This window comes from Methylobacterium sp. Leaf102, assembly GCF_001422425.1.
GTDB lineage: Bacteria > Pseudomonadota > Alphaproteobacteria > Rhizobiales > Beijerinckiaceae > Methylobacterium.
Map to the genome: position 1 here is coordinate 185,730 of NZ_LMMX01000001.1, position 22,653 is coordinate 208,382.

Here is a 22,653-nt window from a genome sequence, read left to right on the forward strand (position 1 = left end):
CGATGGTGCGGGCGGTCGGAATCGAACCGACACTCCTTGCGGAACCGGATTTTGAGTCCGGCGCGTCTACCAATTCCACCACGCCCGCGATGAACGCCTCATGGCACACCTTCGTGATTCGAGCCAGTGGCGATTTTCCACGGCCGCGTGCTCGCCACGCCCTTTGGCCTATGCTCAAAGGGCAGTGCTTTTCCACCCCATCCATTCGGATTCCGCCAAGCCCATGATCCGTCCATGATCCGCCGCCTGTACGAATGGATCCTCGCGCTCGCGGGCAAGCCGTCGGCGCCGTGGGCGCTGGGCGCGGTGTCGTTCGCCGAGAGTTCGTTCTTCCCGGTACCGCCCGACGTGATGATGGTGCCCATGGCGGTGAGCAGGCCCGACCGGGTGTGGTTCTACGCCCTCATCACCACCCTGACCTCGGTGGCCGGCGGCGTGCTCGGCTACGCCATCGGCGCCCTGCTGTTCGATTCCGTCGGCCAATGGGTGTTCCGGGTCTATGGCCTGTCCGAGAAGGCCGCGACGTTCCAGGCGTCCTACGCCGAGTACGGCCATTGGGTGATCCTGCTGAAGGGGCTGACCCCGATCCCATTCAAGCTCGTGACCATCACCTCGGGTTTCGCCCATTACGACCTGTTCTGGTTCGTGGTTCTGTCCCTCGTCACCCGGGGCGCGCGCTTCTTCCTCCTGGCGGGACTTCTCGGGCGCTACGGCGTTCAGATCCGCGGGGTGCTCGACCGGCACCTCAACGTCGTCGCAGCCATCGCGGTCGCGGTGATCATCCTCGGCTTCGTCCTGTTCAAGGTGCTTCTGTAAGATGAACTACGCGACCCTGCTGCGCCTGCGCCGGAGCGCCCTGATCCTCGTCGTCGGCGCGGTGGTGACCCTGGCGGCGGCGCTCTATTTCCAGTTCGTGCTTGGCTACGTGCCGTGCAAGCTCTGCCTCGAGGAGCGCATTCCGTACTATGCGGCGATCCCCCTCGGGATCCTCGCCCTCGTGCTTCCGGAACGCCTGAGCCGCGTTGCCCTGGGCCTGGCTGCCCTCGGGCTGCTCTACGGCGCCGGGTTGAGCGTCTATCACGCCGGCGCCGAGTGGGCGCTCTGGGCCGGTCCGACGGATTGCGGCGGGGGTACCGGGGCGGCACCCGCCACGGTCACGGATTTCCGCGCGACCCTCGAGACCACGCGGGTGGCCGATTGCTCCACCGCCGCCTGGCGGTTCCTGGGCGTCTCGCTCGCCGGCTGGAACGCCGTGGTGGCGTTCGTCCTCGCGTCCATTTCGGGCACGGCCGCCGCGAAGCGCTGATGGGGTCAGTGCCGGTCGTCGGGGGCGGGCGGTAGGGGCGCCACCTCGATACCCTCTTCGACGAGGGCTCGGGCTTCCTTGAGGCTGGCTTCGCCGTAGATCGGGCGGGTCGGGCTCTCGCCGTAATGCATCCGGCGCGCCTCCTCGGGAAACGCCGTGCCGACATCGTCGGCAGTGCTGGTGACGTGCTCGCGCACGGCTCGCATGAGCGCGCGAACGCGCTGTTCGGGCTCCGAGAACACGGGTGTCGGCGCAGGAGCGGGGACTGGCGCCACCTCGGGCACATCGGCAGCGGGACTGCGAGCCACCGCACGATCGGTGCGGGCGATGGCCGGGGCCATCATTCCCTTGGCCACCCGCGCGGATCCGCAGACCGGACACGCCACCAGCCCACGCGCGGCCTGGTCGTCGTAGGATTCGCTCGACGGAAACCAACTCTCGAAGGCGTGGCTGCCATCGCAGACGAGGGTGTACCGGATCATGGGCGGACTCGGGTCGGGATCAGGCGGAATGCCCGATCCGCTCCACGGTGAACGGCCGGGCGTGCAGGAGGGCCGGTATCCGCGCACGGGCGTCGGTGACGCGGGACAGGTCGATCTCCGCCAGGATCACCCCGGGCTCGTTTCCGCCGGCATCGGCCAGCACCTTGCCCCAGGGATCGACGATGAGCGAGTGGCCGTAGGTGTCCCGCCCGTCCTCGTGATGGCCGCCCTGCGCCGCCGAGATCATGAACGATCCCGTCTCGATGGCGCGGGCCCGGTGCAGCACGTGCCAATGGGCCTCGCCGGTCTGCTGGGTGAAACACGCCGGCGCCGTGAGGATCGTGGCGCCGGCCTCGGCCAGCGCCCGGAACAGGGCCGGGAAGCGGATGTCGTAGCAGATGGTGACGCCGATGGGTGCCCACGGCGTGTCGGCCACCACCGCACAGGCTCCTCCCGTATACGTGGCGGATTCGCGCCAGCGCTCGCCGTTGGGCAAATCGACGTCGTAGAGATGGACCTTGTCGTAGGACGCGGTGATCGCCCCCTGCCCATCGATGAGGAAGGCACGGTTGGCGATCTTGTCACCGTTGCGCACGGCGAGCGACCCGATCTGGACGACGAGGCCGCGCTCCCGCGCCACCTCGCGCAGGGCCGCCAGCGTCGGGTCTTCGTCCTGGCCGGTGACCTTCTCGAACAGGCTTGCCTTACTGCGCTCGACCAGGGAGGTCATCTCCGGGGTCTGCACGTAATCGGCACCCGCATCCGCCGCCTCGCGCACCAGGGCGACCGCCGCGTCGCGGTTGGCGAGGGGGTCGCGTCCCGAGCGCATCTGCACGCAGGCGGCGACGAAGCGGGATGCGTCCGTCACGAGGCGGACACCATCGGCTCGAGCTTGCCGGCGCCGTTGAGGGCGTAAAGATCGTCACAGCCGCCCACATGGCTCTCACCGACGAAGATCTGCGGCACGCTGGTGCGTCCCCCGGCCCGCTGAACCATGGCGGCGCGCGAGCCGGCCGTCTTCTCGACGTCGATCTCAGTGAAGACGATGCCCTTCTCTCGAAGCAGGCTCTTGGCCGCCGAGCAGTAAGGGCACCAGGCGGTGGTGTAGATCGTAACCGGCTTCATGTCTCAGGGCCCCAAGGCGTTCCACATCGCTTATAGGCGAGCCCGGAGACTCTTCCTACTGCGGCGTTCCGCGGGGCCTGAGGCGATTTTCAGGCCGCGAGCAGCTTCTCGACTTCGTTGACGAGGTCGCGCAGATGGAACGGCTTCGACAGCACCTTGGCGTCCTTCGGAGCCTTCGAATCCGGGTTGAGGGCCACAGCTGCGAAACCCGTGATGAACATCACCTTGATGTCGGGATCGAGCTCGGTGGCGCGGCGCGCCAGCTCGATGCCGTCCATCTCGGGCATCACGATATCCGTGAGGAGCAGCTCGAACGGCTCCTCGCGCAGCCGGTTGTAGGCCGAGAGGCCGTTGTCGAACGAGAGCACGTCGTAGCCGGCATTCTGCAACGCCTTGGCCAGGAACCGGCGCATGTCGTTGTCGTCTTCCGCGAGGAGGATCTTCATCGAACGTTGCCTTGTGCCCTTGAGTCGCTGTGTTCTTTCCACAAAGCACCAGCTTGGTAAACAGAACGTTGCCAACGGACGCCGGCCGCCCCCCCGGGCTTGGTGTGCGACGGCACCGTGGCCTGCGGGCGACGGGCGCCGTGACGGTAGACACGGCCCGCACGGCCCCGCACAGTGGCGCCATGCGTTTTCCCGCCCGGACCGAGGCGCCCGCGCCGCGATGACAGTACCGCTCTCCCCTCCGGATTCTCCGGAACATCCCTGGTTCAACCCGCCCTTCCGCGTGGACGAGCCTGAGGCCCACACCCTCCCCTTCGTGTTCAATGCGCCCCATTCCGGGGCCGTGTATCCGCGCGCCTTCGTCGAGGCCTCACGCCTCGACGCCCTGACCCTGCGTCGGTCGGAGGACGCGCATGTCGACCGGCTGTTTGCGCCGGTGGTGGATCTCGGCGCGCCGCTCATGAGCGCGCACTTCCCCCGGGCCTACCTCGACGTGAACCGCGAGCCCTACGAACTCGACCCACGCATGTTCGACGGGCGATTGCCGGCGTTCGCCAACACACGCTCCATGCGGGTGGCCGGCGGCCTCGGCACCGTGCCGCGAGTGGTCGCCGACGGACAGGAAATCTATCGCGGACGCCTACCGGTGGAGGACGCGGTCACCCGGATCGAGACTCTCTACAAACCGTATCATCGCACCCTTCGCGGACTGATCCAGCGCACCGCCCGCGATTTCGGCCACGCCATCCTCATCGATTGCCATTCGATGCCGTCCTCGAGCCTCGGCCGGGACGAGTCCGCACGGGCCGACTTCATCCTCGGCGACCGGTTCGGCACCGCCTGCGCGCCCGAGCTCATCGGGGCGTTCGAGGACTACCTTCGTGCCCGTGGATTCCGCACCCTGCGCAACAAGCCCTATGCGGGCGGCTTCATCACCGAACATTACGGCGAACCGAATCTCGGACGCCATGCCCTTCAGGTGGAGATCAACCGTGCCCTCTACATGAACGAAACGAGCCTCGCCCTCGGGCCGGGCTTCTCGGAACTGGTGTGGCACCTGCGGACCGTCGTCGCGGCGGTGGCAGCCGAAGTCGAGGACTGGGCGCCGCGCCGAATGGCGGCGGAGTGAAGCGAGCCATCGCCCTGCCGCCGGCAAATCCGCCCGATCCCGAGGTAAAATTATTTTAAGGCCCGACACGGCGCGCGAAATTTTCGTGACCTCGAGCCAGCCGTTCGGTGGATAGGAGTAGCCCGGCTCGCGCGCTTACCTATAATGCCGGGCAACACGCCGCCGCACGAGCACGCATCCATGCCCTCCCGCATTCCCGATTTCACCGCCGTCGCCTACGCGGCCGATGCCATTGCCGCCCCGGTGCCGCCGATGGGCGAGCCCTGGATGACCCCCGAGGGCATTCCGGTGAAGGGCGTCTACGGACCCGAGGACCGCGAGGGCATCGAGTTCCTGAACACGTATCCGGGCGTGGCGCCGTTCCTGCGCGGGCCGTACCCGACCATGTACGTCACCCAACCCTGGACGATCCGGCAATACGCCGGATTCTCGACGGCGGAGGATTCGAACGCGTTCTACCGGCGCAACCTCGCCGCTGGGCAGAAGGGCCTGTCGGTGGCCTTCGATCTCGCGACCCACCGGGGCTACGATTCCGATCACCCGCGGGTGTCGGGCGATGTCGGCATGGCGGGCGTCGCCATCGACTCGATCTACGACATGCGGACACTGTTCTCCGGCATTCCCCTCGACGAGATGACCGTCTCGATGACCATGAACGGCGCCGTGCTGCCGATCCTGGCCCTCTACATCGTGGCGGCCGAGGAGCAGGGCGTGCCGCCGGAGAAGCTCGCGGGCACGATCCAGAACGACATCCTCAAGGAGTTCATGGTCCGCAACACCTACATCTACCCGCCGGCGGGTTCGATGCGGATCATCGGCGACATCTTCGCCTACACGTCGAAGAACATGCCGAAGTTCAATTCGATCTCGATTTCCGGCTACCACATGCAGGAAGCCGGGGCGACGAACGACCTCGAACTGGCCTACACGCTCGCCGACGGCGTCGAGTACATCAAGGCGGGCCTCGCCGCCGGCCTGACCATCGATCAATTCGCCCCGCGTCTGTCGTTCTTCTGGGCGATCTCGACGAACTTCTTCATGGAGATCGCCAAGATGCGGGCTGCGCGCCTGATCTGGGCCAAGCTCGTCAAGGAATTCGAGCCGAAGACCGACAAGTCCCTGCCGCTGCGCACCCATTCGCAGACGAGCGGCTGGTCGCTGACTGCGCAGGACGTGTTCAACAACGTCACCCGCACATGCATCGAGGCGATGGCGGCGACGCAGGGCGGCACCCAGTCCCTTCACACCAACGCGTTGGACGAGGCGCTGGCGCTGCCGACAGACTTCTCCGCCCGCATCGCCCGCAACACCCAGCTGTTCCTGCAGCAGGAGAGTGGCACGACGCGCGTGGTCGATCCGTGGGGCGGCTCCTACTACGTCGAGAAGCTGACTCAGGACATCGTCGCCCGCGCCTGGGAGCATCTTCGCGAGGTCGAGGAATTGGGTGGCATGGCGAAAGCCATCGAGGCCGGCATCCCGAAGCTGCGCATCGAGGAGGCGGCCGCCCGCGCCCAGGCCCGGATCGATTCCGGCCGGCAGACCATCGTGGGCGTCAACAAGTTCAAGCCGGACGACGACCGCGCCATCGAGCTCATGCGCGTCGACAACGGCAACGTCCGCATGCTGCAGATCGACAAGCTCAAGCGCCTGCGCGCCGAGCGCAGCCAAGCCGATGTCGATGCGGCCCTCGCAGCACTGACCGAGGCGGCGCAGGGCGAAGGCAACCTGTTGGCACTCGGCATCGAAGCGGCGCGGGCCAAGGCCACCGTGGGCGAGATTTCCGATGCCCTGGAGAAGGCCTGGGGTCGGCACCGGGCCGAGATCCGCTCGATTTCGGGCGTCTACAAGCGGGAGGTGGGTGGCATGTCGCCGGCAGTCGAGACGGTCCGTCATCTCGTGGAAGCGTTCGAGGAAAACGACGGGCGCCGTCCGCGCATCCTCGTCGCCAAGATGGGACAGGACGGCCACGACCGCGGCCAGAAGGTCATCGCCTCGGCCTTCGCCGATCTCGGCTTCGACGTCGATATCGGGCCGCTCTTCGCCACCCCGGACGAGGCCGCCCGGCAGGCGGTTGAGAACGACGTCCACATCGTCGGCGTCTCGTCGCTGGCCGCCGGCCACCTCACCCTGGTGCCGGAACTCAAGGCCGCGCTCACCGCGCAGGGGCGCGAGGACGTGATGATCGTCATCGGCGGCGTCATTCCCCCGGGCGATTACCCCGCCCTCCATGCAGCGGGCGCCTCGGCGATCTTCCCGCCCGGCACCGTCATCGCAGAGGCGGCGGTCAAGCTCATCCAGGAGTTGAACGGCCGCCTGGGCTACGCCGCGCGCCAAGCGGCGGAATGATCCACGCGGCCCGGTCCATGCTGGACCCTGGCCCTCCCCTCGCGTGAGTGATCGACCATGGCACAGGCACGTTCCGAACTGATCCACCCCGTGATCCTGTGCGGTGGGTCGGGTACGCGCCTGTGGCCGGCCTCGCGCGAGAGCATGCCGAAGCAGTTCACCCCCCTGGTGAACGCCGACAGCTCGACCTTCCAGGACACGGCGCGCCGGGTGCTCGATCCCGCCGTGTTCGGTCGCCCGACGATCATCAGCAACGCCGAGGCACGGTTCATCGTCGCCGAGCAGCTGCTCCAGGCCGGCGTGCAGGCCGACATCGTGCTGGAGCCCGAGCGCAGAGATTCGGCCGCAGCCGTGGCGGTCGCGGCCCTGCATGCGGCCCGCCGCGATCCGGAAGCCGTCGTTCTGATCCTGGCGGCCGATCACGTCATTGGCGATACGCCGGCCTTCGTCGCCGCCGCGCAGGCGGCCGCCATCGGTGCGCGGGCCGGCCGGATCATGACCCTCGGCATAGAACCGACGGGGCCGGCCACCGCCTATGGCTACATCCGGCGCGGAGCGGGCCTCGATGGGGTGCCGGGCGCCTACGCCGTCGAGCGCTTCGTCGAGAAGCCGGATCGCGACGGGGCCGAGCGCCTCATCGGCGAGGGCGCCTTGTGGAACTCCGGCTACTTCCTGTTCCGCGCCGACGTGATGCTGGCCGAGCTCGAAGCGCGGGCGCCCGAGATCCTGTCGGCGACCCGGGCGGCCCTCGACGCCGCGCAGGTCGACCTCGACTTCCTGCGCCTCGACGGCTCCGCCTTCTCGCGGGCTCCGAAGACCTCCATCGACTACGCCGTGATGGAGCGGACCGAGCGGGCCGGCGTGCTCCCGGTCTCGTTCCCATGGTCGGACGTCGGCACCTGGGACGCCGTGTGGGAAGTCCTGCCCCGCGACGCGTCGGGAAATGCCGTGCGCGGCCGGGTCGAGACCATCGACACCCATGGTAGCCTGATCCACAGCGAGGGCGAACTCCTCACCACCGTGGTCGGCCTCGACGATGTGGTGGTGGTGGCGACTCCGGACGCCGTGCTGGTGACCTCGAAGGCCCGCTCCGGCCAGGTCAAGGACCTCGTCGCCCAGCTTCGCGAGAAGGCCCATCCGGAAGCCGACGCTCATCGGCGGATGTACCGCCCCTGGGGCTGGTACCAGCGCATCGACATCGGCGAACGCTTCCAGGTGAAGCGCATCATGGTGACGCCGGGCGGCCGACTCTCCTTGCAGAAGCACTATCACCGGGCCGAGCACTGGGTGGTGGTGCGGGGCACCGCCGAAGTCACCGTCGACGACCGGGTGGTCCTCGTCCACGAGAACGAAGCGGTCTATCTGCCCATCGGCTCGATGCACCGCCTCACCAACCCGGGCAGGATCGCCCTCGAACTCATCGAGGTCCAGGTCGGCTCGTACACGGGCGAGGACGACATCATCCGGGTCGAGGACATCTACGGGCGCTGAGTCACGCCGCCACCGGCCGATCGGCGCGGCCGCGGTAGGACAGGGCTTCGGCGAGGCGGATGCGACGGACCTGGGCCTCGCCGTCGAGGTCGGCCAGCGTGCGTGCCACCCGCAGGGTGCGGTGGAAGCCGCGGGCCGAGAGGCGCATGGATTCGGCCGCGCTCCGGATCAGGGCGGCCCCTTCCGCATCGGGCGCCGCCACCGCTTCGATCACCGTGGCCGGGCAGGAGGCGTTGGTGACGCTGGGTCCGAGATCCCGGGCAGCGTAACGTGCCGTCTGCAGGGCGCGGGCGGCGGCGACCCGGGCCGCCATCTCGGCCGAGCCTTCCGCCGGCGGCGGCAGGATGAGGTCGGCGGCGGTGACGGCGGCGACTTCGATGCGCAGATCGATGCGATCGAGGAGAGGCCCGGAGATGCGGGCACCGTACTGCGCGACGCAGCGCTCGTTCGGACCCTTGCGGCAGGCGTAGCCCGGCTCGAGGGCTTGACCGCAGCGGCACGGGTTCATGGCCGCCACGAGCTGGAAGCGGGCCGGATAGGTCACCCTGTGGTTGGCGCGGGCGATCATGATCTCCCCCGTCTCCATGGGCTGGCGTAGGGAATCGAGCACCTGTGGGGTGAACTCTGGCAATTCGTCGAGGAACAGGACGCCGCCATGGGCGAGCGACGCCTCGCCCGGCCGGGCGTTGATCCCGCCGCCGACCAGAGCCGCCATCGAGGCGGAGTGATGCGGCTGCCGGAAGGGCCGACGGTTCGACAGCGCCCCATCCTTGAGGGCACCGGCGACCGACTGGATCATGGAGACTTCGAGGAGTTCGCGCGGGGAGAGCGGCGGCAGGATCGAGGGCAGGCGGGCGGCCAGCATCGACTTGCCGGCCCCGGGCGGGCCATTGAACACGAGATTGTGCGATCCGGCCGCCGCGATTTCCAGGGCACGCTTGGCACCCTCCTGGCCCTTGATGTCGCGCAGGTCCGGCAGTGGACCGCCCGACGCGGCGATGGCGGGTTCGGGGCGAGCCAACACCTGCGTGCCCTTGAAGTGGTTGGCGAGCTGGATGAGCGAGCGCGGTGCCAGCACGTCCATGTCGCCCGCCGCCCAAGCCGCCTCCGGCCCGGTGGCAGCCGGACAGATGAGGCCGAGGCCGCGGGCGTTGGCCGCCATTGCGGCGGGCAGCACGCCGGAGACCGCCGTGATGGTGCCGTCGAGGGCCAGTTCGCCGAGCACGCAGTAGCCAGCCAAGGCATCGGCCGGCAGGGCGCCGATGGCGGCCATCACGGCGAGCGCGATGGGCAGATCGTAATGGGAGCCTTCCTTGGGCAGATCGGCCGGCGCGAGGTTGACGGTGATGCGCTTGGCCGGCAGCGCCAGCCCCGAGGCGATGAGGGCGGAGCGCACCCGCTCGCGGGATTCTCCCACGGCCTTGTCGGCAAGTCCCACCACCGTGAAGGCCACGAGGCCGGGCGCGATCTGGACCTGCACATCGACGGCCCGCGCCTCGATTCCCTCGAAGGCGACGGTGGCGACGCGGGTGACCATGGCTCTCAACCCTTTGGGACGGCTCGACGGATACAAGCGTAGGCGGCAGTTCGATCGGAAACAACCTTAGCGCACGCAGGACTTCGCAGGGACCGGGAACCGGATCATGCGGTGCATCGTTCGCACCCCACCTCGACCGTCTTTAAGGAGTTCACATGTCGTTCAAGACCACCGGCCTCGCCGCACTCGCCCTCGGCCTCGCCCTTACCGGTGCGGCCCGCGCGGACCGCGAGCCCACCGCCGCCGAGCTGACCCGGATCGACGCCGTGCTGAAGGAGGCGGGCTTCACCAAGTGGAAGAAAATCGAAGTCGAGAGCGACGAGATCGAGGTGGACGACGCCATCGACGCCAACGGCAAGCAGTTCGACCTCAAGCTCGACCCGAAGACCTTTGCGATCGTGAAGCGCAAGCCCGAGTAAGGCGAACGGCAGCGGTCGCTCCCGAGAGGATCACCGCTGCCGTTCGAACGCGGTGCCCGCCGTGCCCCGGCGGACGCCGTCCGGACCTAGAGCTTCCCACTCCGTGAGAACCACCGGTCCGGTCCGGCGTAGGGCGAACAACGTCTTTCCGATCTCGTAGAGCTTCGTGCCGTAGGCGTTGACGAGCCGCCCATCGCCGTAGGTGTGGAATTTCACCGCGACCGAGGTCGCGTCGCCATCGAGTTTGCAGACGATGGTCTCGTCGGTCTGAAACCCTTCGATCCTGAGAAGACAGTCGCGGTTTCCCCGGCCCGACGCGATGTCGAGGCGATACGTGACGACGATGGGAGAACCACCGGCCGTGCGGCCGCCATCGTGTACGAAGGCGTAGTGTCCGGCCCAGGGTTGAGCGGGGGCCTGCCCCGACACCGTGGTCCCCAGCGCAATGAAACCGGCCGATAGGATCAAGGCGGTGTGGAGCGCCCGCGCCCGAAATGAAGCCATGCCTCGCTCTCCCGTGTCACTGCTGCGGTCCGGCCGCTTGCATCCGCCGCCGGCCCCGGCCATATAGCGCACGGGAGGTTGGCGAGGGACGTTTCACTCGCCAACCGGGTCAGGTCCGGAAGGAAGCAGCCCTAACGAGACCGAGCGGGTCTTCGTCCAGCCTCCCACCTTTCGATCTATAGCCCGCGTGGCGGCATCCCTCCGACCAGGGCGGCGCCAACCCACGCGAAGGCGGCATGGACGCGACCTCCGGCACTCCGAGCGACGCCCCCGGCCTTCCGGGTTTTCCCGAGCCGCAAGCGTCCGCGACGCCCTATCGGGTGCTCGCCCGCAAGTATCGCCCCCAGAACTTTGACGACCTCATCGGACAGGGCGCCATGGTGCGGACCCTGGCCAACGCCTTCGCGGCCAACCGCATCCCCCAGGCGTGGATGCTGACGGGCGTGCGCGGCGTCGGCAAGACCACCACGGCCCGCATCCTGGCGCGGGGCCTGAACTACGTCCGCGACGGCCATCCCGACACCGGTCCCACCATCGCGATGCCCGAACTCGGGTGCCACTGCCAGGCGATCATGGAATCCCGGCACATGGACGTGCTGGAGATGGACGCCGCCTCGCACACGGGCATCGACGACGTGCGCGGGATCATCGACGGCATCCGCTATTCACCCGTCTCGGCCCGCTACAAGGTCTACATCGTCGACGAGGTCCACATGCTCTCCGAGAAGGCGTTCAACGCCTTCCTGAAGACCTTGGAGGAGCCACCACCTCACGCAAAGTTCGTGTTCGCCACCACCGAGATCCGCAAGGTCCCGGTGACGATCCTGTCGCGCTGCCAGCGCTTCGATCTCCGCCGTGTCGAGGCCGACACCCTGGTGTCGCATCTGGCCGGGATCTGCGCCGCCGAGCGTGTCGAGGCCGATGCCGAGGCACTGTCCGCGATCACGCGGGCGGCGGAGGGCTCGGTGCGGGACGCCCTCTCGCTCCTCGATCAGGCCATCGCGCACGGCGCCGGACACGTGAGTGCCCAGGGCGTACGGGACATGCTGGGTCTGGCCGACCGGGGCCGTATCGTCGACCTGTTCGAGGCGGTGATGCGCGGCGACATTCCGGCGAGCTTTTCCGAGGTGCGCGGCCAGTACGAGGCGGGCGCCGACCCCGCCGTGATCCTGTCGGATCTCGCGAGCTTCACCCACCTCGTCACCCGCCTGAAGCTGGTACCGGAGGAGGCCGCGGCCGATCCGACCCTGAGCGAGGCGGAGCGGTCGCGCGGCGGCGAATTCGCGGGCAAGCTCTCCGTCCGGGTGCTATCGCGGGCGTGGCAGATCCTCCTCAAGGCGATTCCGGAAGTACAGACTGCGACGCGCCCGCTGGCCGCCGCCGAGATGGCCCTGGTGCGCCTCGCCTACGCGGCCGATCTGCCGACCCCCGACGAAGCCCTGCGTCAGTTCAAGGGCGAGGCCCTGGCGGCTCCGGCCCGGACACCGGCTGACACCCACGCCAGTTCCGCACCCGTCACGGCGCAGGGGCGCCCGGCCCTGCCGCCGATCCCGACCTTCTCGTCCGAGCCGCCGCCGCGCCCGGCCTTGTCCATGGCGGCCGGCGGCGGTGGCCGTCCGGCCCTTTCGATGGTCGCGCCCTCGCCCATGCCGAGCCAGGCGCCCGCACCGAGCCAAGCCCCCTCCCCCGAACCAGAAGGCCCACGGCTGACGCGCTTTGCAGACGTCGTCGCGCTGGCCGACACCAAGCGCGACATCGGCCTGAAGATGGCCCTGGAGCGCGAGGTCCATCTCGTGCGCTTCGAGGAGGGACGCATCGAGTTCCGTCTCGCGGAGGGCGGGCGCCAGACCATCGCCAACGACCTCGCCAAGGCCCTCGACCTGTGGACGGGCCGGCGCTGGATCGTCGCCCTGTCGAAGGAGGCCGGCGAGCCGACCCTCGACGCCACGGCACGGGCCGCGACGGAAACCCGCCATCAGAGCGCCGCCGCCCATCCCCTCGTGCGTGCGGTGATGGCGGGCTTCCCCGGTGCCCAGATCGTCGACGTGCGCGACAAGACCCCTGAGATTGCGGTCGAGGCTCCGCCGACGGGCGAGGCCGAGACCGAAGACACGGACGGCGAGGCATAGCGCCGGCGCCGCTCCGTCCCCAGATCAGCCTGAACGCCTCACCCGATACAGCCGAAGGACATTACGAGCATGCGCGACCTCATGGGCATGATGAAGCAGGCGCAGGCCATGCAGGAGAAGATGGCCGCCCTACAGGGTGAACTCGACACCGTCGAGGTATCGGGCGCCTCCGGCGGCGGCGCCGTACGGGTGACCATGACGGCCAAGGGACAGGTGAAGGGCGTGCAGCTCGATCCGACCCTGTTGAACCCGGATGAGCGCGAGATCCTGGAGGATCTCATCGTCGCCGCCATGAACGACGCCCGGGGCAAGGCCGAGCAGGTCGCCGCCGAGCGCATGGGCGAGCTGACGAAGGGCCTGCCCCTGCCGCCCGGCCTGAAACTCTTTTAGGGGCTCGAAGGGGGCGACCCGCAGGTCGCCCCCTTCGAGAGATCAGGCTGCGATCGCCTGAGCGGACGGCTCGGCCGCCCGCACGTCGGCGTCGACGTGTTCGGCGAAGCGCTTGAAGTTCTCCTGGAACATGGCGACGAGGCGCGTCGCCGTTTCAGCGAAGGCCGCCTTGTTGGTCCAGGTTTCCACGGGTGACAGCACCTGCGCCTCGACGCCCGGCACCGAGACCGGCACCTGGAACCCGAAATACGGATCGCGTCGGAATTCCACCTGAGACAGGGATCCGTCCAAGGCTGCCGTGAGCAGGCGGCGCGTCACGCGGATCGGCATGCGTCGGCCCGTGCCGACACCACCCCCGGTCCACCCGGTGTTCACGAGCCAGCAGTCGACCGCGTGCTTCGCGATGAGGTCGCGCAGCAGATTGCCGTAGACGCTCGGGTGACGCGGCATGAACGGCGCCCCGAAGCAAGTCGAGAACGTCGCCTCCGGGGCCGTCAGGCCGCGTTCGGTGCCCGCGACCTTGGCGGTGTAGCCCGAGAGGAAGTGGTACATCGCCTCTGCCCCCGTGAGCCGTGCGATGGGCGGCATCACCCCGAACGCATCGCAGGTGAGCATGACGATGTTCTTCGGGTGCGCGGCGCGTCCCGTGGTGCTCGCATTGGCGATGAAGTCGAGGGGATAGGCGCAGCGGGTGTTCTCCGTGCGGGAGGCGTCGTCGAAATCGGGCACCCGGGTTTCGGGATCGATGACCACGTTCTCCATCACCGTGCCGAAGCGCTCGGTGGTGGCGTAGATCTCGGGTTCGGCGTTCCGGGAGAGGCGGATGGTCTTGGCGTAGCAGCCGCCCTCGAAGTTGAAGATCCCATCCGGGCTCCAGCCGTGCTCGTCGTCGCCGAGCAGCATGCGCGAGGAGTCGTTGGAGAGGGTCGTCTTGCCCGTGCCCGACAGGCCGAAGAACAGGGCCGACTGGCCGGCCTCGTCGAGGGCCACGTTGGCCGAGCAGTGCATCGGCATCACCCCGACCTTGGGCAGCCGGTAATTGAGGTAGGTGAAGACCGACTTCTTCATCTCGCCGGCGTAGGCCGACCCGCCGATGAGCACGAGGCGTCGCGAGAAATCGATGGCGATGACCGTCTTCGAGCGGCAGCCGTGGCGATGCGGCTGAGCCTCGAAGCTCGGCAGATCGATGATCGTCAGTTCCGGCACGAAATCCGACAGGGTCTCGCGCTCGGGCCGGATCAGCAGGTTGCGGATGAACAGGGAGTGCCAGGCGAGCTCGGTGAACACCCGGGCCTTGACCCTGTGGCACGGGTCGGCGCCGCCATGGAGATCCTGGGCGAACAGTTCGCGACCCTCGGCATGGCCGAGGAAATCCTGATAGAGCGTCTCGAACTGCTCGGGCGTGATCGCGCCGTTGTTCTCCCACCAGACCTCGTTCTCGGTGGCCTCGTCCCGCACCACGAACTTGTCCTTCGGCGAGCGCCCCGTGTGGCTTCCCGTGGTCGCCACCAGGGCGCCGCCCTGCGCGAGTTCCGCCTCGTTGCGGCGCAGCGCCTCTTCGTAGAGCCGCGGAGCTTCGAGATTCCAATGCACGGCTTTCAGCTGGCGCAGGCCGATGGCCTCCGCGCCGTGGCCCGAATTGAAAAGTCCGATGTTGGTCATGTGCGTTCCTCCTCGGGCCCCTGATCGCTCCGCCGGGCCGGACTCGTGTGTGGGGCGTCCGCGCGGTCGTTCAGGTCCGCCGCGCGCAGGTTCGCCGCCCCACGAGTCACCGTTTGTGCTCGGTTCCTCAAATCTTGCCGACAAATCACGTTTGCGACAATGGAAAAAGAAATTTGAATTCTCCGTATCCCGCGCGGGCGTAGGCCTGCGGGGGCGAAACCGGAGCGGCGCGACCCTATGTGTGGAGAATTCCTGCTTTCGCCGGGTACGCCTCACCCGCTATCCCGCTTGAACCATGTGGTGGCCTCGGGCCATCCGCACGAGCCCAGACGGACCGTTCATGCCCCAAGCCGTCGCCGGTCCCGAGATCGAGCGCCTGATCCAGCTCCTCGCCCGCATGCCGGGCCTCGGCCCGCGCTCGGCCCGGCGCGCGGCCCTGCAGCTCATCAAGAAGCGGGAAACCCTGCTCGCTCCCTTGGCCGACGCCATGCGGGTCGCCTCGGAGCGCATCGTCGTGTGCAGCGCCTGCGGCAACGTCGATACCGCCGAGCCCTGCACCATCTGCCGCGACGAGAGCCGCGACCCCTCGACCCTCGTAGTGGTGGAGGACGTCTCAGACCTCTGGGCTCTGGAGCGCTCGGGCGCGGTGACGGCCCGTTACCACGTGCTCGGCGGCGTACTGTCGGCGCTCGACGGCGTGCGGCCGGAGCACCTCAACCTCGACAGCCTCGTGGCGCGCGCCGGCGACCCGGCCATGCGCGAGATCATCCTAGCGCTGAACGCCACGGTCGACGGTCAGACCACGGCGCATTACGTCACCGAATCGCTGAAGGTCCATGGACTGAAGATCACCCGCCTCGCCCACGGTGTGCCGGTGGGCGGCGAACTCGACTACCTCGACGAGGGCACGCTGACGGCCGCCATCCGCAGCCGCACACCCTTCTGACGGGCGGACGCACGGGTCATTTGACCGCTCATCGGCACGACCTTATCTGCTGGGGATCGCGGCGCCGCGATCCCCACAGCCGAACCCCATCACGCCATGACCATCCGTCCGCTCGTCATCCTGCCCGACCCGATCCTGCGCAAGGTCTCCGAGCCCGTCGGCCCCGTGACGGACGAGATCCGCACCCTGGTCGCCGATATGCTGGAGACGATGTACGACGCTCCGGGCGTCGGCCTCGCGGCGATCCAGATCGGGGTGGCGAAGCGCGTCGTCACCATCGACACGTCGAAGGACGAGGACGACCGCCGGCCGCAGGTCTTTCTCGATCCCGAGATCGTCTGGGGCTCGGAGGAGAAGCGGGTCTACGATGAGGGCTGCCTCTCGATCCCGGATTATTATGGCGAGGTCGAACGGCCGGACCGGGTCCGCGTGCGGTTCCGCGGCCTCGATGGCGCGACGCAGGAGATCGAGACCGACGGCTTGCTCGCCACCTGCATCCAGCACGAGATCGACCACCTCGACGGCGTGCTGTTCATCGACCACCTGTCGAAGCTGAAGCGCGACCGGGTGGTGAAGAAGTTCGCCAAGGCGGCCAAGCGCGACGCCGCGTGATCCCACGTTAGGAAAAAGCCCGATGCGCGTCGTGTTCATGGGCACGCCGGATTTCGCCGTGCCGACGCTGGCACGCCTTCATGCTGACGGCCACACCCTCGTCGCCGTCTACACGCGCGCGCCGGCCAAAGCCGGGCGCGGCATGGCCCTGAAGGCATCCCCGGTCCACGTGATGGCCGAAGCCCTCGGCGTGCCCGTGCTGACGCCCACGACCCTGAAGAATGCGGAAGCCGTCGAGACCTTTCGGGCGCACGCGGCCGATGTCGCCGTGGTGGTGGCCTACGGGATGCTGCTGCCCCAGGCGATCCTCGACCTGCCGCGCCACGGCTGCCTCAATCTCCACGGCTCCCTGCTGCCGCGCTGGCGCGGCGCCGCTCCGATCCAGCGCGCCGTGATGGCGGGCGACGCGATGAGCGGCGTCGGCGTGATGCGGATGGAAGCCGGCCTCGACACCGGCCCGGTCGGCCTGGAGGCGCGCCTGCCGATCACGCACGGCATGAACGCCGGTGCCCTGCACGACGCGCTCATGCCGCTCGGCGCCGACCTGATGGCCCGCGCCCTCGCCGAACTGGAGCACGGCGCCCTCACGTTCACACCGCAGGCGACTGAGGGCGTCGTCTACGCCCACAAGATCACCAACGACGAGGCGCGCATCGACTGGACCCGCCCGGCCCCTGAGGTCGCCAACCACGTCAACGGACTGGCCCCCTTCCCAGGCGCCTTCTTCGAGGCCGATCTCGGCAAGGGTCCGGAGCGGGTGAAGGTGCTGGGCGCCCTCGCGACGGAGGCCAAGGGCGACCCCGGCACGATCCTCGACGAAGCCTGCACCCTTGCCTGCGGTACGGGCGCCGTCCGCCTCACGGCCCTGCGCCGCGCCGGCAAGGGCGGCGTCGCGACCGGGCCGGAGTTCATGCGGGGCGCCCGCTTGGTGCCCGGCTCGTCCCTCGGCGCCTGATGCCGCGCTACAAGCTCGTCATCGAGTACGACGGCACGCCGTTCTGCGGCTGGCAGCGCCAGACGGCGCAGCCCTCCGTGCAAGGCGCCATCGAGGCGGCGGTGAAACGCTTTTCCGGCGAGACCGCCGGCCTCACCTGCGCCGGCCGCACCGATACGGGGGTTCACGCCACGCATCAGGTAGCGCATCTCGACCTCACCAAGGCTTGGCGCACGGATGTGGTGCGCGACGCCCTGAACGCGCATCTGCGCCCGCATCCGGTCTCGATCCTGAGTGCCGAGCGCGTTGCCCCGGACTTCAACGCCCGCCATTCCGCGTTCCGCCGGCACTATCGCTACCGCATCCTCAACCGCCGCAGCCCGGCGGCCCTGACGCGCGGACAGGTCTGGCAGGTGCCGTGGCCCCTCGATGTCCCGCTGATGCAGGCCGCCGCGCGCCCGCTCCTGGGTTGCCACGACTTCACGGCCTTCCGGGCCGCCGAATGCCAGGCCAAGAGCCCGATCCGCACCCTGGAACAGCTCGACGTCGCGATGGTGAGCATGGGTCACTTCGACGAGATCGTGGTGGCGGCGTCGGCGCGCTCGTTCCTGCACCACCAGGTCCGGGGGCTCGTCGGCACCCTGGTGCTCGCAGGCTCCGGCAAGATCACGGCCGACGATGTCGCAGAGATCCTGGCGAGCCGGGACCGCAGTCGTTGCGGCCCTCTAGCCCCGTCGTGTGGCCTGACGCTGGTGGGGGTGGATTACCTAAATGAACCGCTGATTCACATTAAAGTTTAATCTGAGGTTGAATTTATACCCGGCTCTGCGTCCAAATGCGCAACCTCTCCGATCATCGTGAGGAGCTCGGGATTATCACCATGGAAACACCCCTGCGGGTCATCATCGTCGTTGCCTCCGCCTTCGCGGTCCTTTCACCCCTGATCTTCATTGCGATCCGAGAGGCCATCAAACGCCAGCGGCAGGAGACCATCAAGGATCTCGCCCTGGTTTTCGAGATCGCCGACCGGTCGAGCCCCTCCCTGATCCCATCCTTCGAATTTGTGAAGTACAAGTATTTCGTCGGCGCCAAGCGCCGCTCAGTGCCCGTCGTCACTCCGATGCAGCTTGGCACGGCAGTCCAAGACTTCCCGCGTCGGAAGGAAGACTACGCAACGCTCTCCTGGCTTATCGGCAGCATCCCGTTCAGCGTCCTGTCGGGGCTGGCGATGTTCTACGCTCTGTCGCTCCTCGTTTCGCTTTTGGCGCCTGCGGGAAGCGATGCGGCGGCGTTCCGCTGGCCGGGGGTGACTTACCCTACGCTCGACGGCATCGGGATGGTGTGGCTGCTTGGCCTGTGCGCAGCGTTCGCCGGCAGCTACATCACCGCCCTTCGCAATCTCTACCGAGCGATCAAGAACTTCGATCTCAGCCCCGGAACCCTCGTCGGTGAGACGATCCGGATGCTTTTGAGCGCGGTGCTCGCCCCGGTACTCGTCGTCGGCCTCTTCTGGATCGGCACTGAGGCGGTTCAAGCCCTGGTGACGAACGAGGCGACCCTGACCGCGCCATCCGTCATCGCGCTGGTGGTCGCCGCCAGCTTCATCGCGGGCGTGATGCCGGAGGTCGTCCTGCGGAGCATCATCCAGCGCGACAAACTACGGAACTTCAAGCGGGAGGAGGAGGTGTTCGAGGCGTTCAAGATCACGCCCGTGGAGATCATCGACGGCATCGACAGCGATATCCGCATCCGGCTCGAGGATTATCATATCCACTCCACGCAGAACCTCGCCGCGGCCAACCCGTTGATGCTGTTCGTGGAGACACCCTATGGGGTCTATCAGATCATGGACTGGGTCGCCCAGGCGCAACTCTGTTGCTCGGTCGGGCGTGATCGCGTGATCCGGTTATGGCCCCTGGGCGTTCGGACCCTGTTCGACCTCGAGCGCCTCGCCGCTTCGGGCGAGGGTGCGAGCGAAGCCCTTCTCCTCGAAGTCGGACGGGTCATCCTGGGCGAGGGACTGGTCCCGAGGGAGATTGCCGATTGGCTGGCTGCGGTGGCCATGGTCCGGGCCAGCATCGAATTGCGCCTCGACGATCCCCACGTCCAGCGCCTGCGGCAGATCTACATCGCCGTGGGCGATCGCCTGGGCGCGAGCAGCCGGCGGTTTCGGTCGAGCCGCGTCAACTATCGGTGCCGCTACCGGTCCGGACACGGCTGGCTCTGCCGAAGTCTCAAGCGCCGAGCCGCCTGACGCGAACGGTCAAGCCGACGGCGCCGCGGCGGCGAAATACGCCGCGAGCACCCGCGTGTAGATTGCGGTGAGCCGGTTCAGGTCGGCCACCGCCACGCACTCGTCGGTCTGATGCATGGTCTCGCCGACGAGGCCGAACTCGATGACTGGGCAGGCATCCTTGATGAAACGGGCATCCGAGGTGCCGCCCGTGGTCGAGAGCTTCGGCACTCGACCGGTCTCAGTCTCGATGGCGGCGGAGACGAGGCTGGTGAAGGCGTCGGGCTCCGTGAGGAAGGCGGGGGAATTCGAGGGCTGCAGGTCGAGACTGTAGCGTACGCTGTTCCCGGCCGCCCGCTCCAGGCGTGCACGGATTTCGGCGCCGAGGGTCTCGGCGGTCCAGCCCTCGTTGAAGCGGATGTTGAAGGTCGCCCGCGCCTCCGCCGGGATCACGTTCGTTGCCGGATTGCCGACATCGAGGGTGGTGAATTCGAGGTTCGACGCATCGAAATGCCGGGTGCCGCCGTCGAGGGGCTCGGCCAGGAGCGCATCCGCGAGGCGCAGCATGCCGGGGATGGGATTCTCGGCCCGGTGCGGATAGGCGACGTGGCCTTGGCGGCCATGGACCGTGAGCTTGCCGGTGAGGGAGCCACGCCGTCCGATCTTGATCATGTCGCCGAGACGTTCGGGGTTCGTCGGCTCGCCGAGCAGGCAGTGATCGAAGCGCTCGCCGCGCGCGCGCGCCCATTCGAGCAGCTTCACCGTGCCGTTGACGGCCGGGCCCTCCTCGTCGCCGGTGATGAGGAAACCGAGGGAGCCCGAGAAGCCCGGCCCGACCGCGTCGAGATAATCGAGGGCGGCGGCGAGCATGCAGGCGATGCCGCCCTTCATGTCGACGGCGCCGCGCCCGTAGAGGAGGCCGTCGGCCACCGTTCCGGCGAACGGCCCGTGGCGCCAGGCGGCGACATCGCCCGTCGGCACCACGTCGGTGTGGCCGGCAAACAGCAGATAGGGTGCGCCGGTGCCGATGCGGGCGTAGAGATTGTCGATATCGGGCGTGCCGGGTTCGGAGAAGCGCGGCCGGTGGACCGTGAAGCCGGCCGATTCCAGAACTTCGCCGAGCCAAGCGAGGGCGCCGCCCTCCTCCGGCGTCACCGAGGGGCAGCGGATCAGGGCCTGGGCCAATGTGAGCGGCGAACGGTCGAGGGAATCGGACACGGCCAGAATCTCGCGGGGTCTCGGCGACTATCGCCACGGCCATAGGCGCCCGCCGGTGCCCGCGCAAATCGCGGGGCTTCCGATGTGCCCTCGCGGGCGTTATCTCCCGGTCATGGCCCTGTCATCCGATGAAGTCGAACGCTACGCCCGTCACCTCGTCCTGCGCGAGGTCGGCGGCCCGGGACAGGCCCGCCTCAAGGCGGCGCGCATCCTCGTGGTGGGGGCCGGCGGCCTCGGCGCGCCCCTGATCCAGTACCTCGCGGCCGCCGGCATCGGCACCATCGGGATCGTCGACGACGACATCGTCTCCCTGTCGAACCTGCAGCGGCAGGTGATCCACGGCACGCCCGATATCGGCCGGCCGAAGGTCGAGAGCGCCACGGACGCCGTGGGTCGCCTCAACCCGCACGTCGCCATTGAGGCCCACCCCTTCCGGCTGACGGCAGAGAACGCGGTGGAACTTGTCGCGGACTACGATCTCGTCGCCGACGGCTCGGACAATTTCGCGACGCGCTACGCCGTCTCGGATGCGTGTTTCCACGGCAAGCGCCCCCTGGTGACGGCGGCGCTCGGGCAGTTCGACGGGTCGCTGACGACCATCCGGGCCCACGAGACCGGGGCGGACGGGCGGCCGAACCCGACCTATCGCTGCCTTTTCCCGAGCCCCCCGCCACCCGGCTCCGTGCCGGCCTGCGCCGAGGCAGGGGTGCTCGGGGCGCTCGCCGGCATCATGGGCTCGCTCATGGCCTTGGAGGTCATCCGCGCTGTGACGGATTTCGGCGAGCCCCTGGTCGGGCGCCTGCTCATGGTCGATGCCCGCTCGATGCGGTTCGAAACCCTGGGTTATGCCTGGGACGACGCGAACCCGCTCAGCGGCGCGGCGCGGTAAGCCGTCAGGCGGCCTTGTCGAGGCAGCACTTCTTGAACTTCTTGCCGCTGCCGCACGGGCACGGATCGTTGCGCCCGACATCCTTGTACGGATTGCGCACGGGCTGGCCGGCATCCTCGGCCGTCCAGGCGAGGTCCGCGACGGGATCGTCGATGGTGCCGTAGCGGCGCGGATCGAAGCGGGCGAGGTCGTCCGGCTTGGCCTCGGCTTGGCGCAAGGTGGTGCGGAACCACGGCGCGTCGCTGAATTCATCGGTGAGACGGCCATCCTTGCGCGCGGCTGCCGAGCGGGGCGCCAGGTCGCGAAACCCCAGCAACGCAATGGTCTCCTCCCAACCGACCCAGCCGATATCACCCTCCACGGCGACGCGCTTGTCGTCGAAGCGCACGAGGAGGTCGTGGGTCGCCTGACGGTCGACGTGGCCGGTCTGGGTCAGGAAGGTCAGGGCCGCGAGGGCCTCGTTACGGACGAAATCGTCGAGGGTGCTGTCGAGGATGAGGCGGTGCAGCGGCGCCACCTCCCCGTCGAAGACGCTGACGAGGATACGGGCCAGCGTCGTCGTCACCGCGTCGCCCAGCAGGGCGTCGAGGGTATCCCCGTCCTGATGCAGCAGACGCACCAGGGGGGCGAACACACGGGTGTCGCGGGCGGCCGCGAGGACGTGGAGACCGTAGAACAGCAGGTTGGCGTCGGCCTCCGACACCTCGGCACCGTCCGCAGGCCCGGCCAGCACGCGCAGCACCTCGTCGGCGATGGCCTCCGGTGTTTCGACCGCGCGCCGAAGTTCGGCGGCCGGCAGGTACTCGGCCGCCGAGAGGGCATCGACGAGGGCACGGTCGATCATGGCGAGGCTCC

General features: G+C 68.4%; 23 protein-coding genes, 1 tRNA gene and 1 other RNA gene. 15 read left to right on the forward strand and 10 right to left on the reverse strand.

Features of this window, described 5'->3' with window-relative positions; all coding sequences use genetic code 11:
* Positions 1-3 precede the first annotated feature (3 nt).
* Positions 4-88 (reverse strand) — tRNA-Leu (locus ASF27_RS00775).
* Positions 89-234: 146 nt separating this feature from the next.
* Here ASF27_RS00775 and ASF27_RS00780 point away from each other — a divergent pair.
* Positions 235-816, forward strand: a complete 582-nt coding sequence (locus tag ASF27_RS00780; protein WP_056171790.1) for a YqaA family protein — start codon at positions 235-237, stop codon at positions 814-816.
* Between the two features lies 1 nt (position 817).
* Positions 818-1,306 carry a disulfide bond formation protein B gene (locus ASF27_RS00785; RefSeq protein ID WP_056171792.1) on the forward strand — a complete coding sequence of 163 codons (489 nt, stop codon included), beginning with the start codon at positions 818-820 and terminating at the stop codon, positions 1,304-1,306.
* 5 nt (positions 1,307-1,311) lie between these two features.
* Here the strand turns inward: ASF27_RS00785 and ASF27_RS00790 are convergent, their stop codons facing one another.
* From ASF27_RS00790 to ASF27_RS00805, 4 genes are all read right to left on the reverse strand, one after another.
* A complete protein-coding gene (locus ASF27_RS00790; RefSeq protein WP_056171794.1) occupies positions 1,312-1,788 on the reverse strand; it encodes a DUF1178 family protein in 477 nt (158 codons plus the stop codon).
* A 19-nt stretch (positions 1,789-1,807) separates the two neighbouring features.
* Positions 1,808-2,656 (reverse strand): carbon-nitrogen hydrolase family protein, encoded by an 849-nt coding sequence (locus ASF27_RS00795; protein WP_274533790.1) that lies wholly within the window; start codon positions 2,654-2,656, stop codon positions 1,808-1,810.
* Positions 2,653-2,913, reverse strand: coding sequence for a glutaredoxin 3 (grxC, locus tag ASF27_RS00800; RefSeq protein WP_056171797.1), 261 nt, complete (start codon positions 2,911-2,913; stop codon positions 2,653-2,655). Before grxC ends, ASF27_RS00795 begins: the two co-directional genes overlap by 4 nt.
* A gap of 89 nt (positions 2,914-3,002) precedes the next feature.
* Positions 3,003-3,359, reverse strand: a complete 357-nt coding sequence (locus ASF27_RS00805; protein WP_003603128.1) for a response regulator — start codon at positions 3,357-3,359, stop codon at positions 3,003-3,005.
* Between the two features lie 220 nt (positions 3,360-3,579).
* Here ASF27_RS00805 and ASF27_RS00810 point away from each other — a divergent pair, with 220 nt between their 5' ends.
* From ASF27_RS00810 to ASF27_RS00820, 3 genes are all read left to right on the forward strand, one after another.
* The gene (locus ASF27_RS00810) at positions 3,580-4,488 is read left to right on the forward strand and encodes an N-formylglutamate amidohydrolase (RefSeq protein ID WP_056357023.1); all 909 of its coding nucleotides are present in this window, start codon (positions 3,580-3,582) and stop codon (positions 4,486-4,488) included.
* Positions 4,489-4,668: 180 nt separating this feature from the next.
* Positions 4,669-6,834 (forward strand): methylmalonyl-CoA mutase, encoded by a 2,166-nt coding sequence (gene scpA / locus ASF27_RS00815; RefSeq protein WP_056172175.1) that lies wholly within the window; start codon positions 4,669-4,671, stop codon positions 6,832-6,834.
* A gap of 57 nt (positions 6,835-6,891) precedes the next feature.
* Positions 6,892-8,325 (forward strand): mannose-1-phosphate guanylyltransferase/mannose-6-phosphate isomerase, encoded by a 1,434-nt coding sequence (locus ASF27_RS00820; protein WP_056266020.1) that lies wholly within the window; start codon positions 6,892-6,894, stop codon positions 8,323-8,325.
* A 1-nt stretch (position 8,326) separates the two neighbouring features.
* Here the strand turns inward: ASF27_RS00820 and ASF27_RS00825 are convergent, their stop codons facing one another.
* Positions 8,327-9,862 carry a YifB family Mg chelatase-like AAA ATPase gene (locus ASF27_RS00825; RefSeq protein WP_056357026.1) on the reverse strand — a complete coding sequence of 512 codons (1,536 nt, stop codon included), beginning with the start codon at positions 9,860-9,862 and terminating at the stop codon, positions 8,327-8,329.
* Between the two features lie 155 nt (positions 9,863-10,017).
* Here ASF27_RS00825 and ASF27_RS00830 point away from each other — a divergent pair, with 155 nt between their 5' ends.
* A complete protein-coding gene (locus ASF27_RS00830) occupies positions 10,018-10,281 on the forward strand; it encodes a PepSY domain-containing protein (protein ID WP_056171805.1) in 264 nt (87 codons plus the stop codon).
* 30 nt (positions 10,282-10,311) lie between these two features.
* On the opposite strand, the gene ASF27_RS00835 is transcribed toward ASF27_RS00830, so the two are convergent.
* A complete protein-coding gene (locus ASF27_RS00835) occupies positions 10,312-10,785 on the reverse strand; it encodes a DUF5991 domain-containing protein (RefSeq protein WP_056357029.1) in 474 nt (157 codons plus the stop codon).
* Between the two features lie 72 nt (positions 10,786-10,857).
* Here ASF27_RS00835 and ffs point away from each other — a divergent pair.
* The 3 genes from ffs (at position 10,858) to ASF27_RS00845 (ending at position 13,304) form a co-directional block, all read left to right on the forward strand.
* Positions 10,858-10,954: signal recognition particle sRNA small type (gene ffs, locus ASF27_RS21325), an RNA gene on the forward strand.
* A gap of 67 nt (positions 10,955-11,021) precedes the next feature.
* Positions 11,022-12,914: a DNA polymerase III subunit gamma/tau gene (locus ASF27_RS00840; protein WP_056357032.1), complete on the forward strand. Its 1,893-nt coding sequence runs from the start codon at positions 11,022-11,024 to the stop codon at positions 12,912-12,914.
* A 69-nt stretch (positions 12,915-12,983) separates the two neighbouring features.
* Complete coding sequence (locus ASF27_RS00845) at positions 12,984-13,304, forward strand: YbaB/EbfC family nucleoid-associated protein (RefSeq protein WP_056357035.1); 321 nt, start codon at positions 12,984-12,986, stop codon at positions 13,302-13,304.
* A gap of 42 nt (positions 13,305-13,346) precedes the next feature.
* On the opposite strand, the gene ASF27_RS00850 is transcribed toward ASF27_RS00845, so the two are convergent.
* A complete protein-coding gene (locus ASF27_RS00850) occupies positions 13,347-14,966 on the reverse strand; it encodes a phosphoenolpyruvate carboxykinase (RefSeq protein ID WP_056357037.1) in 1,620 nt (539 codons plus the stop codon).
* A gap of 340 nt (positions 14,967-15,306) precedes the next feature.
* Between ASF27_RS00850 and recR the strand changes: the two genes are divergently transcribed.
* From recR to ASF27_RS00875, 5 genes are all read left to right on the forward strand, one after another.
* Positions 15,307-15,912 (forward strand): recombination mediator RecR, encoded by a 606-nt coding sequence (gene recR, locus ASF27_RS00855; RefSeq protein WP_056171814.1) that lies wholly within the window; start codon positions 15,307-15,309, stop codon positions 15,910-15,912.
* A gap of 96 nt (positions 15,913-16,008) precedes the next feature.
* Positions 16,009-16,524, forward strand: coding sequence for a peptide deformylase (gene def, locus ASF27_RS00860; protein ID WP_056171816.1), 516 nt, complete (start codon positions 16,009-16,011; stop codon positions 16,522-16,524).
* Positions 16,525-16,546: 22 nt separating this feature from the next.
* Positions 16,547-17,479 carry a methionyl-tRNA formyltransferase gene (gene fmt / locus ASF27_RS00865; protein WP_056357040.1) on the forward strand — a complete coding sequence of 311 codons (933 nt, stop codon included), beginning with the start codon at positions 16,547-16,549 and terminating at the stop codon, positions 17,477-17,479.
* Positions 17,479-18,258, forward strand: coding sequence for a tRNA pseudouridine(38-40) synthase TruA (truA, locus tag ASF27_RS00870; RefSeq protein WP_056357043.1), 780 nt, complete (start codon positions 17,479-17,481; stop codon positions 18,256-18,258). The genes fmt and truA overlap by 1 nt, the downstream gene beginning before the upstream one ends.
* Positions 18,259-18,338: 80 nt before the next feature.
* Entirely contained in the window at positions 18,339-19,712 is a 1,374-nt protein-coding gene (locus ASF27_RS00875; RefSeq protein ID WP_156467413.1) for a hypothetical protein, read from the forward strand.
* A gap of 9 nt (positions 19,713-19,721) precedes the next feature.
* Here ASF27_RS00875 and dapE read toward each other — a convergent pair whose 3' ends face one another.
* Positions 19,722-20,909, reverse strand: coding sequence for a succinyl-diaminopimelate desuccinylase (gene dapE / locus ASF27_RS00880; protein WP_056171825.1), 1,188 nt, complete (start codon positions 20,907-20,909; stop codon positions 19,722-19,724).
* A gap of 112 nt (positions 20,910-21,021) precedes the next feature.
* On the opposite strand from dapE, the gene moeB reads away from it, so the two are divergent.
* Entirely contained in the window at positions 21,022-21,798 is a 777-nt protein-coding gene (moeB, locus tag ASF27_RS00885) for a molybdopterin-synthase adenylyltransferase MoeB (protein ID WP_056302709.1), read from the forward strand.
* Between the two features lie 4 nt (positions 21,799-21,802).
* Here the strand turns inward: moeB and ASF27_RS00890 are convergent, their stop codons facing one another.
* Positions 21,803-22,642, reverse strand: coding sequence for a DUF1186 domain-containing protein (locus ASF27_RS00890; RefSeq protein ID WP_156467414.1), 840 nt, complete (start codon positions 22,640-22,642; stop codon positions 21,803-21,805).
* Positions 22,643-22,653: the final 11 nt, after the last annotated feature.

What these genes read in the sequence shown, in the direction of transcription:
- ASF27_RS00780 (WP_056171790.1), top strand. Translation starts at nt 235, where the DNA reads ATGATCCGCCGCCTGTACGAATGGATCCTCGCGCTCGCGGGCAAGCCG.
- ASF27_RS00785 (WP_056171792.1), top strand. Translation starts at nt 818, where the DNA reads ATGAACTACGCGACCCTGCTGCGCCTGCGCCGGAGCGCCCTGATCCTC.
- ASF27_RS00790 (WP_056171794.1), bottom strand. Translation starts at nt 1,788, where the DNA reads ATGATCCGGTACACCCTCGTCTGCGATGGCAGCCACGCCTTCGAGAGT.
- grxC (WP_056171797.1), bottom strand. Translation starts at nt 2,913, where the DNA reads ATGAAGCCGGTTACGATCTACACCACCGCCTGGTGCCCTTACTGCTCG.
- ASF27_RS00805 (WP_003603128.1), bottom strand. Translation starts at nt 3,359, where the DNA reads ATGAAGATCCTCCTCGCGGAAGACGACAACGACATGCGCCGGTTCCTG.
- ASF27_RS00810 (WP_056357023.1), top strand. Translation starts at nt 3,580, where the DNA reads ATGACAGTACCGCTCTCCCCTCCGGATTCTCCGGAACATCCCTGGTTC.
- scpA (WP_056172175.1), top strand. Translation starts at nt 4,669, where the DNA reads ATGCCCTCCCGCATTCCCGATTTCACCGCCGTCGCCTACGCGGCCGAT.
- ASF27_RS00820 (WP_056266020.1), top strand. Translation starts at nt 6,892, where the DNA reads ATGGCACAGGCACGTTCCGAACTGATCCACCCCGTGATCCTGTGCGGT.
- ASF27_RS00825 (WP_056357026.1), bottom strand. Translation starts at nt 9,862, where the DNA reads ATGGTCACCCGCGTCGCCACCGTCGCCTTCGAGGGAATCGAGGCGCGG.
- ASF27_RS00830 (WP_056171805.1), top strand. Translation starts at nt 10,018, where the DNA reads ATGTCGTTCAAGACCACCGGCCTCGCCGCACTCGCCCTCGGCCTCGCC.
- ASF27_RS00835 (WP_056357029.1), bottom strand. Translation starts at nt 10,785, where the DNA reads ATGGCTTCATTTCGGGCGCGGGCGCTCCACACCGCCTTGATCCTATCG.
- ASF27_RS00840 (WP_056357032.1), top strand. Translation starts at nt 11,022, where the DNA reads ATGGACGCGACCTCCGGCACTCCGAGCGACGCCCCCGGCCTTCCGGGT.
- ASF27_RS00845 (WP_056357035.1), top strand. Translation starts at nt 12,984, where the DNA reads ATGCGCGACCTCATGGGCATGATGAAGCAGGCGCAGGCCATGCAGGAG.
- ASF27_RS00850 (WP_056357037.1), bottom strand. Translation starts at nt 14,966, where the DNA reads ATGACCAACATCGGACTTTTCAATTCGGGCCACGGCGCGGAGGCCATC.
- recR (WP_056171814.1), top strand. Translation starts at nt 15,307, where the DNA reads ATGCCCCAAGCCGTCGCCGGTCCCGAGATCGAGCGCCTGATCCAGCTC.
- def (WP_056171816.1), top strand. Translation starts at nt 16,009, where the DNA reads ATGACCATCCGTCCGCTCGTCATCCTGCCCGACCCGATCCTGCGCAAG.
- fmt (WP_056357040.1), top strand. Translation starts at nt 16,547, where the DNA reads ATGCGCGTCGTGTTCATGGGCACGCCGGATTTCGCCGTGCCGACGCTG.
- truA (WP_056357043.1), top strand. Translation starts at nt 17,479, where the DNA reads ATGCCGCGCTACAAGCTCGTCATCGAGTACGACGGCACGCCGTTCTGC.
- ASF27_RS00875 (WP_156467413.1), top strand. Translation starts at nt 18,339, where the DNA reads ATGGAAACACCCCTGCGGGTCATCATCGTCGTTGCCTCCGCCTTCGCG.
- moeB (WP_056302709.1), top strand. Translation starts at nt 21,022, where the DNA reads ATGGCCCTGTCATCCGATGAAGTCGAACGCTACGCCCGTCACCTCGTC.
- ASF27_RS00890 (WP_156467414.1), bottom strand. Translation starts at nt 22,642, where the DNA reads ATGATCGACCGTGCCCTCGTCGATGCCCTCTCGGCGGCCGAGTACCTG.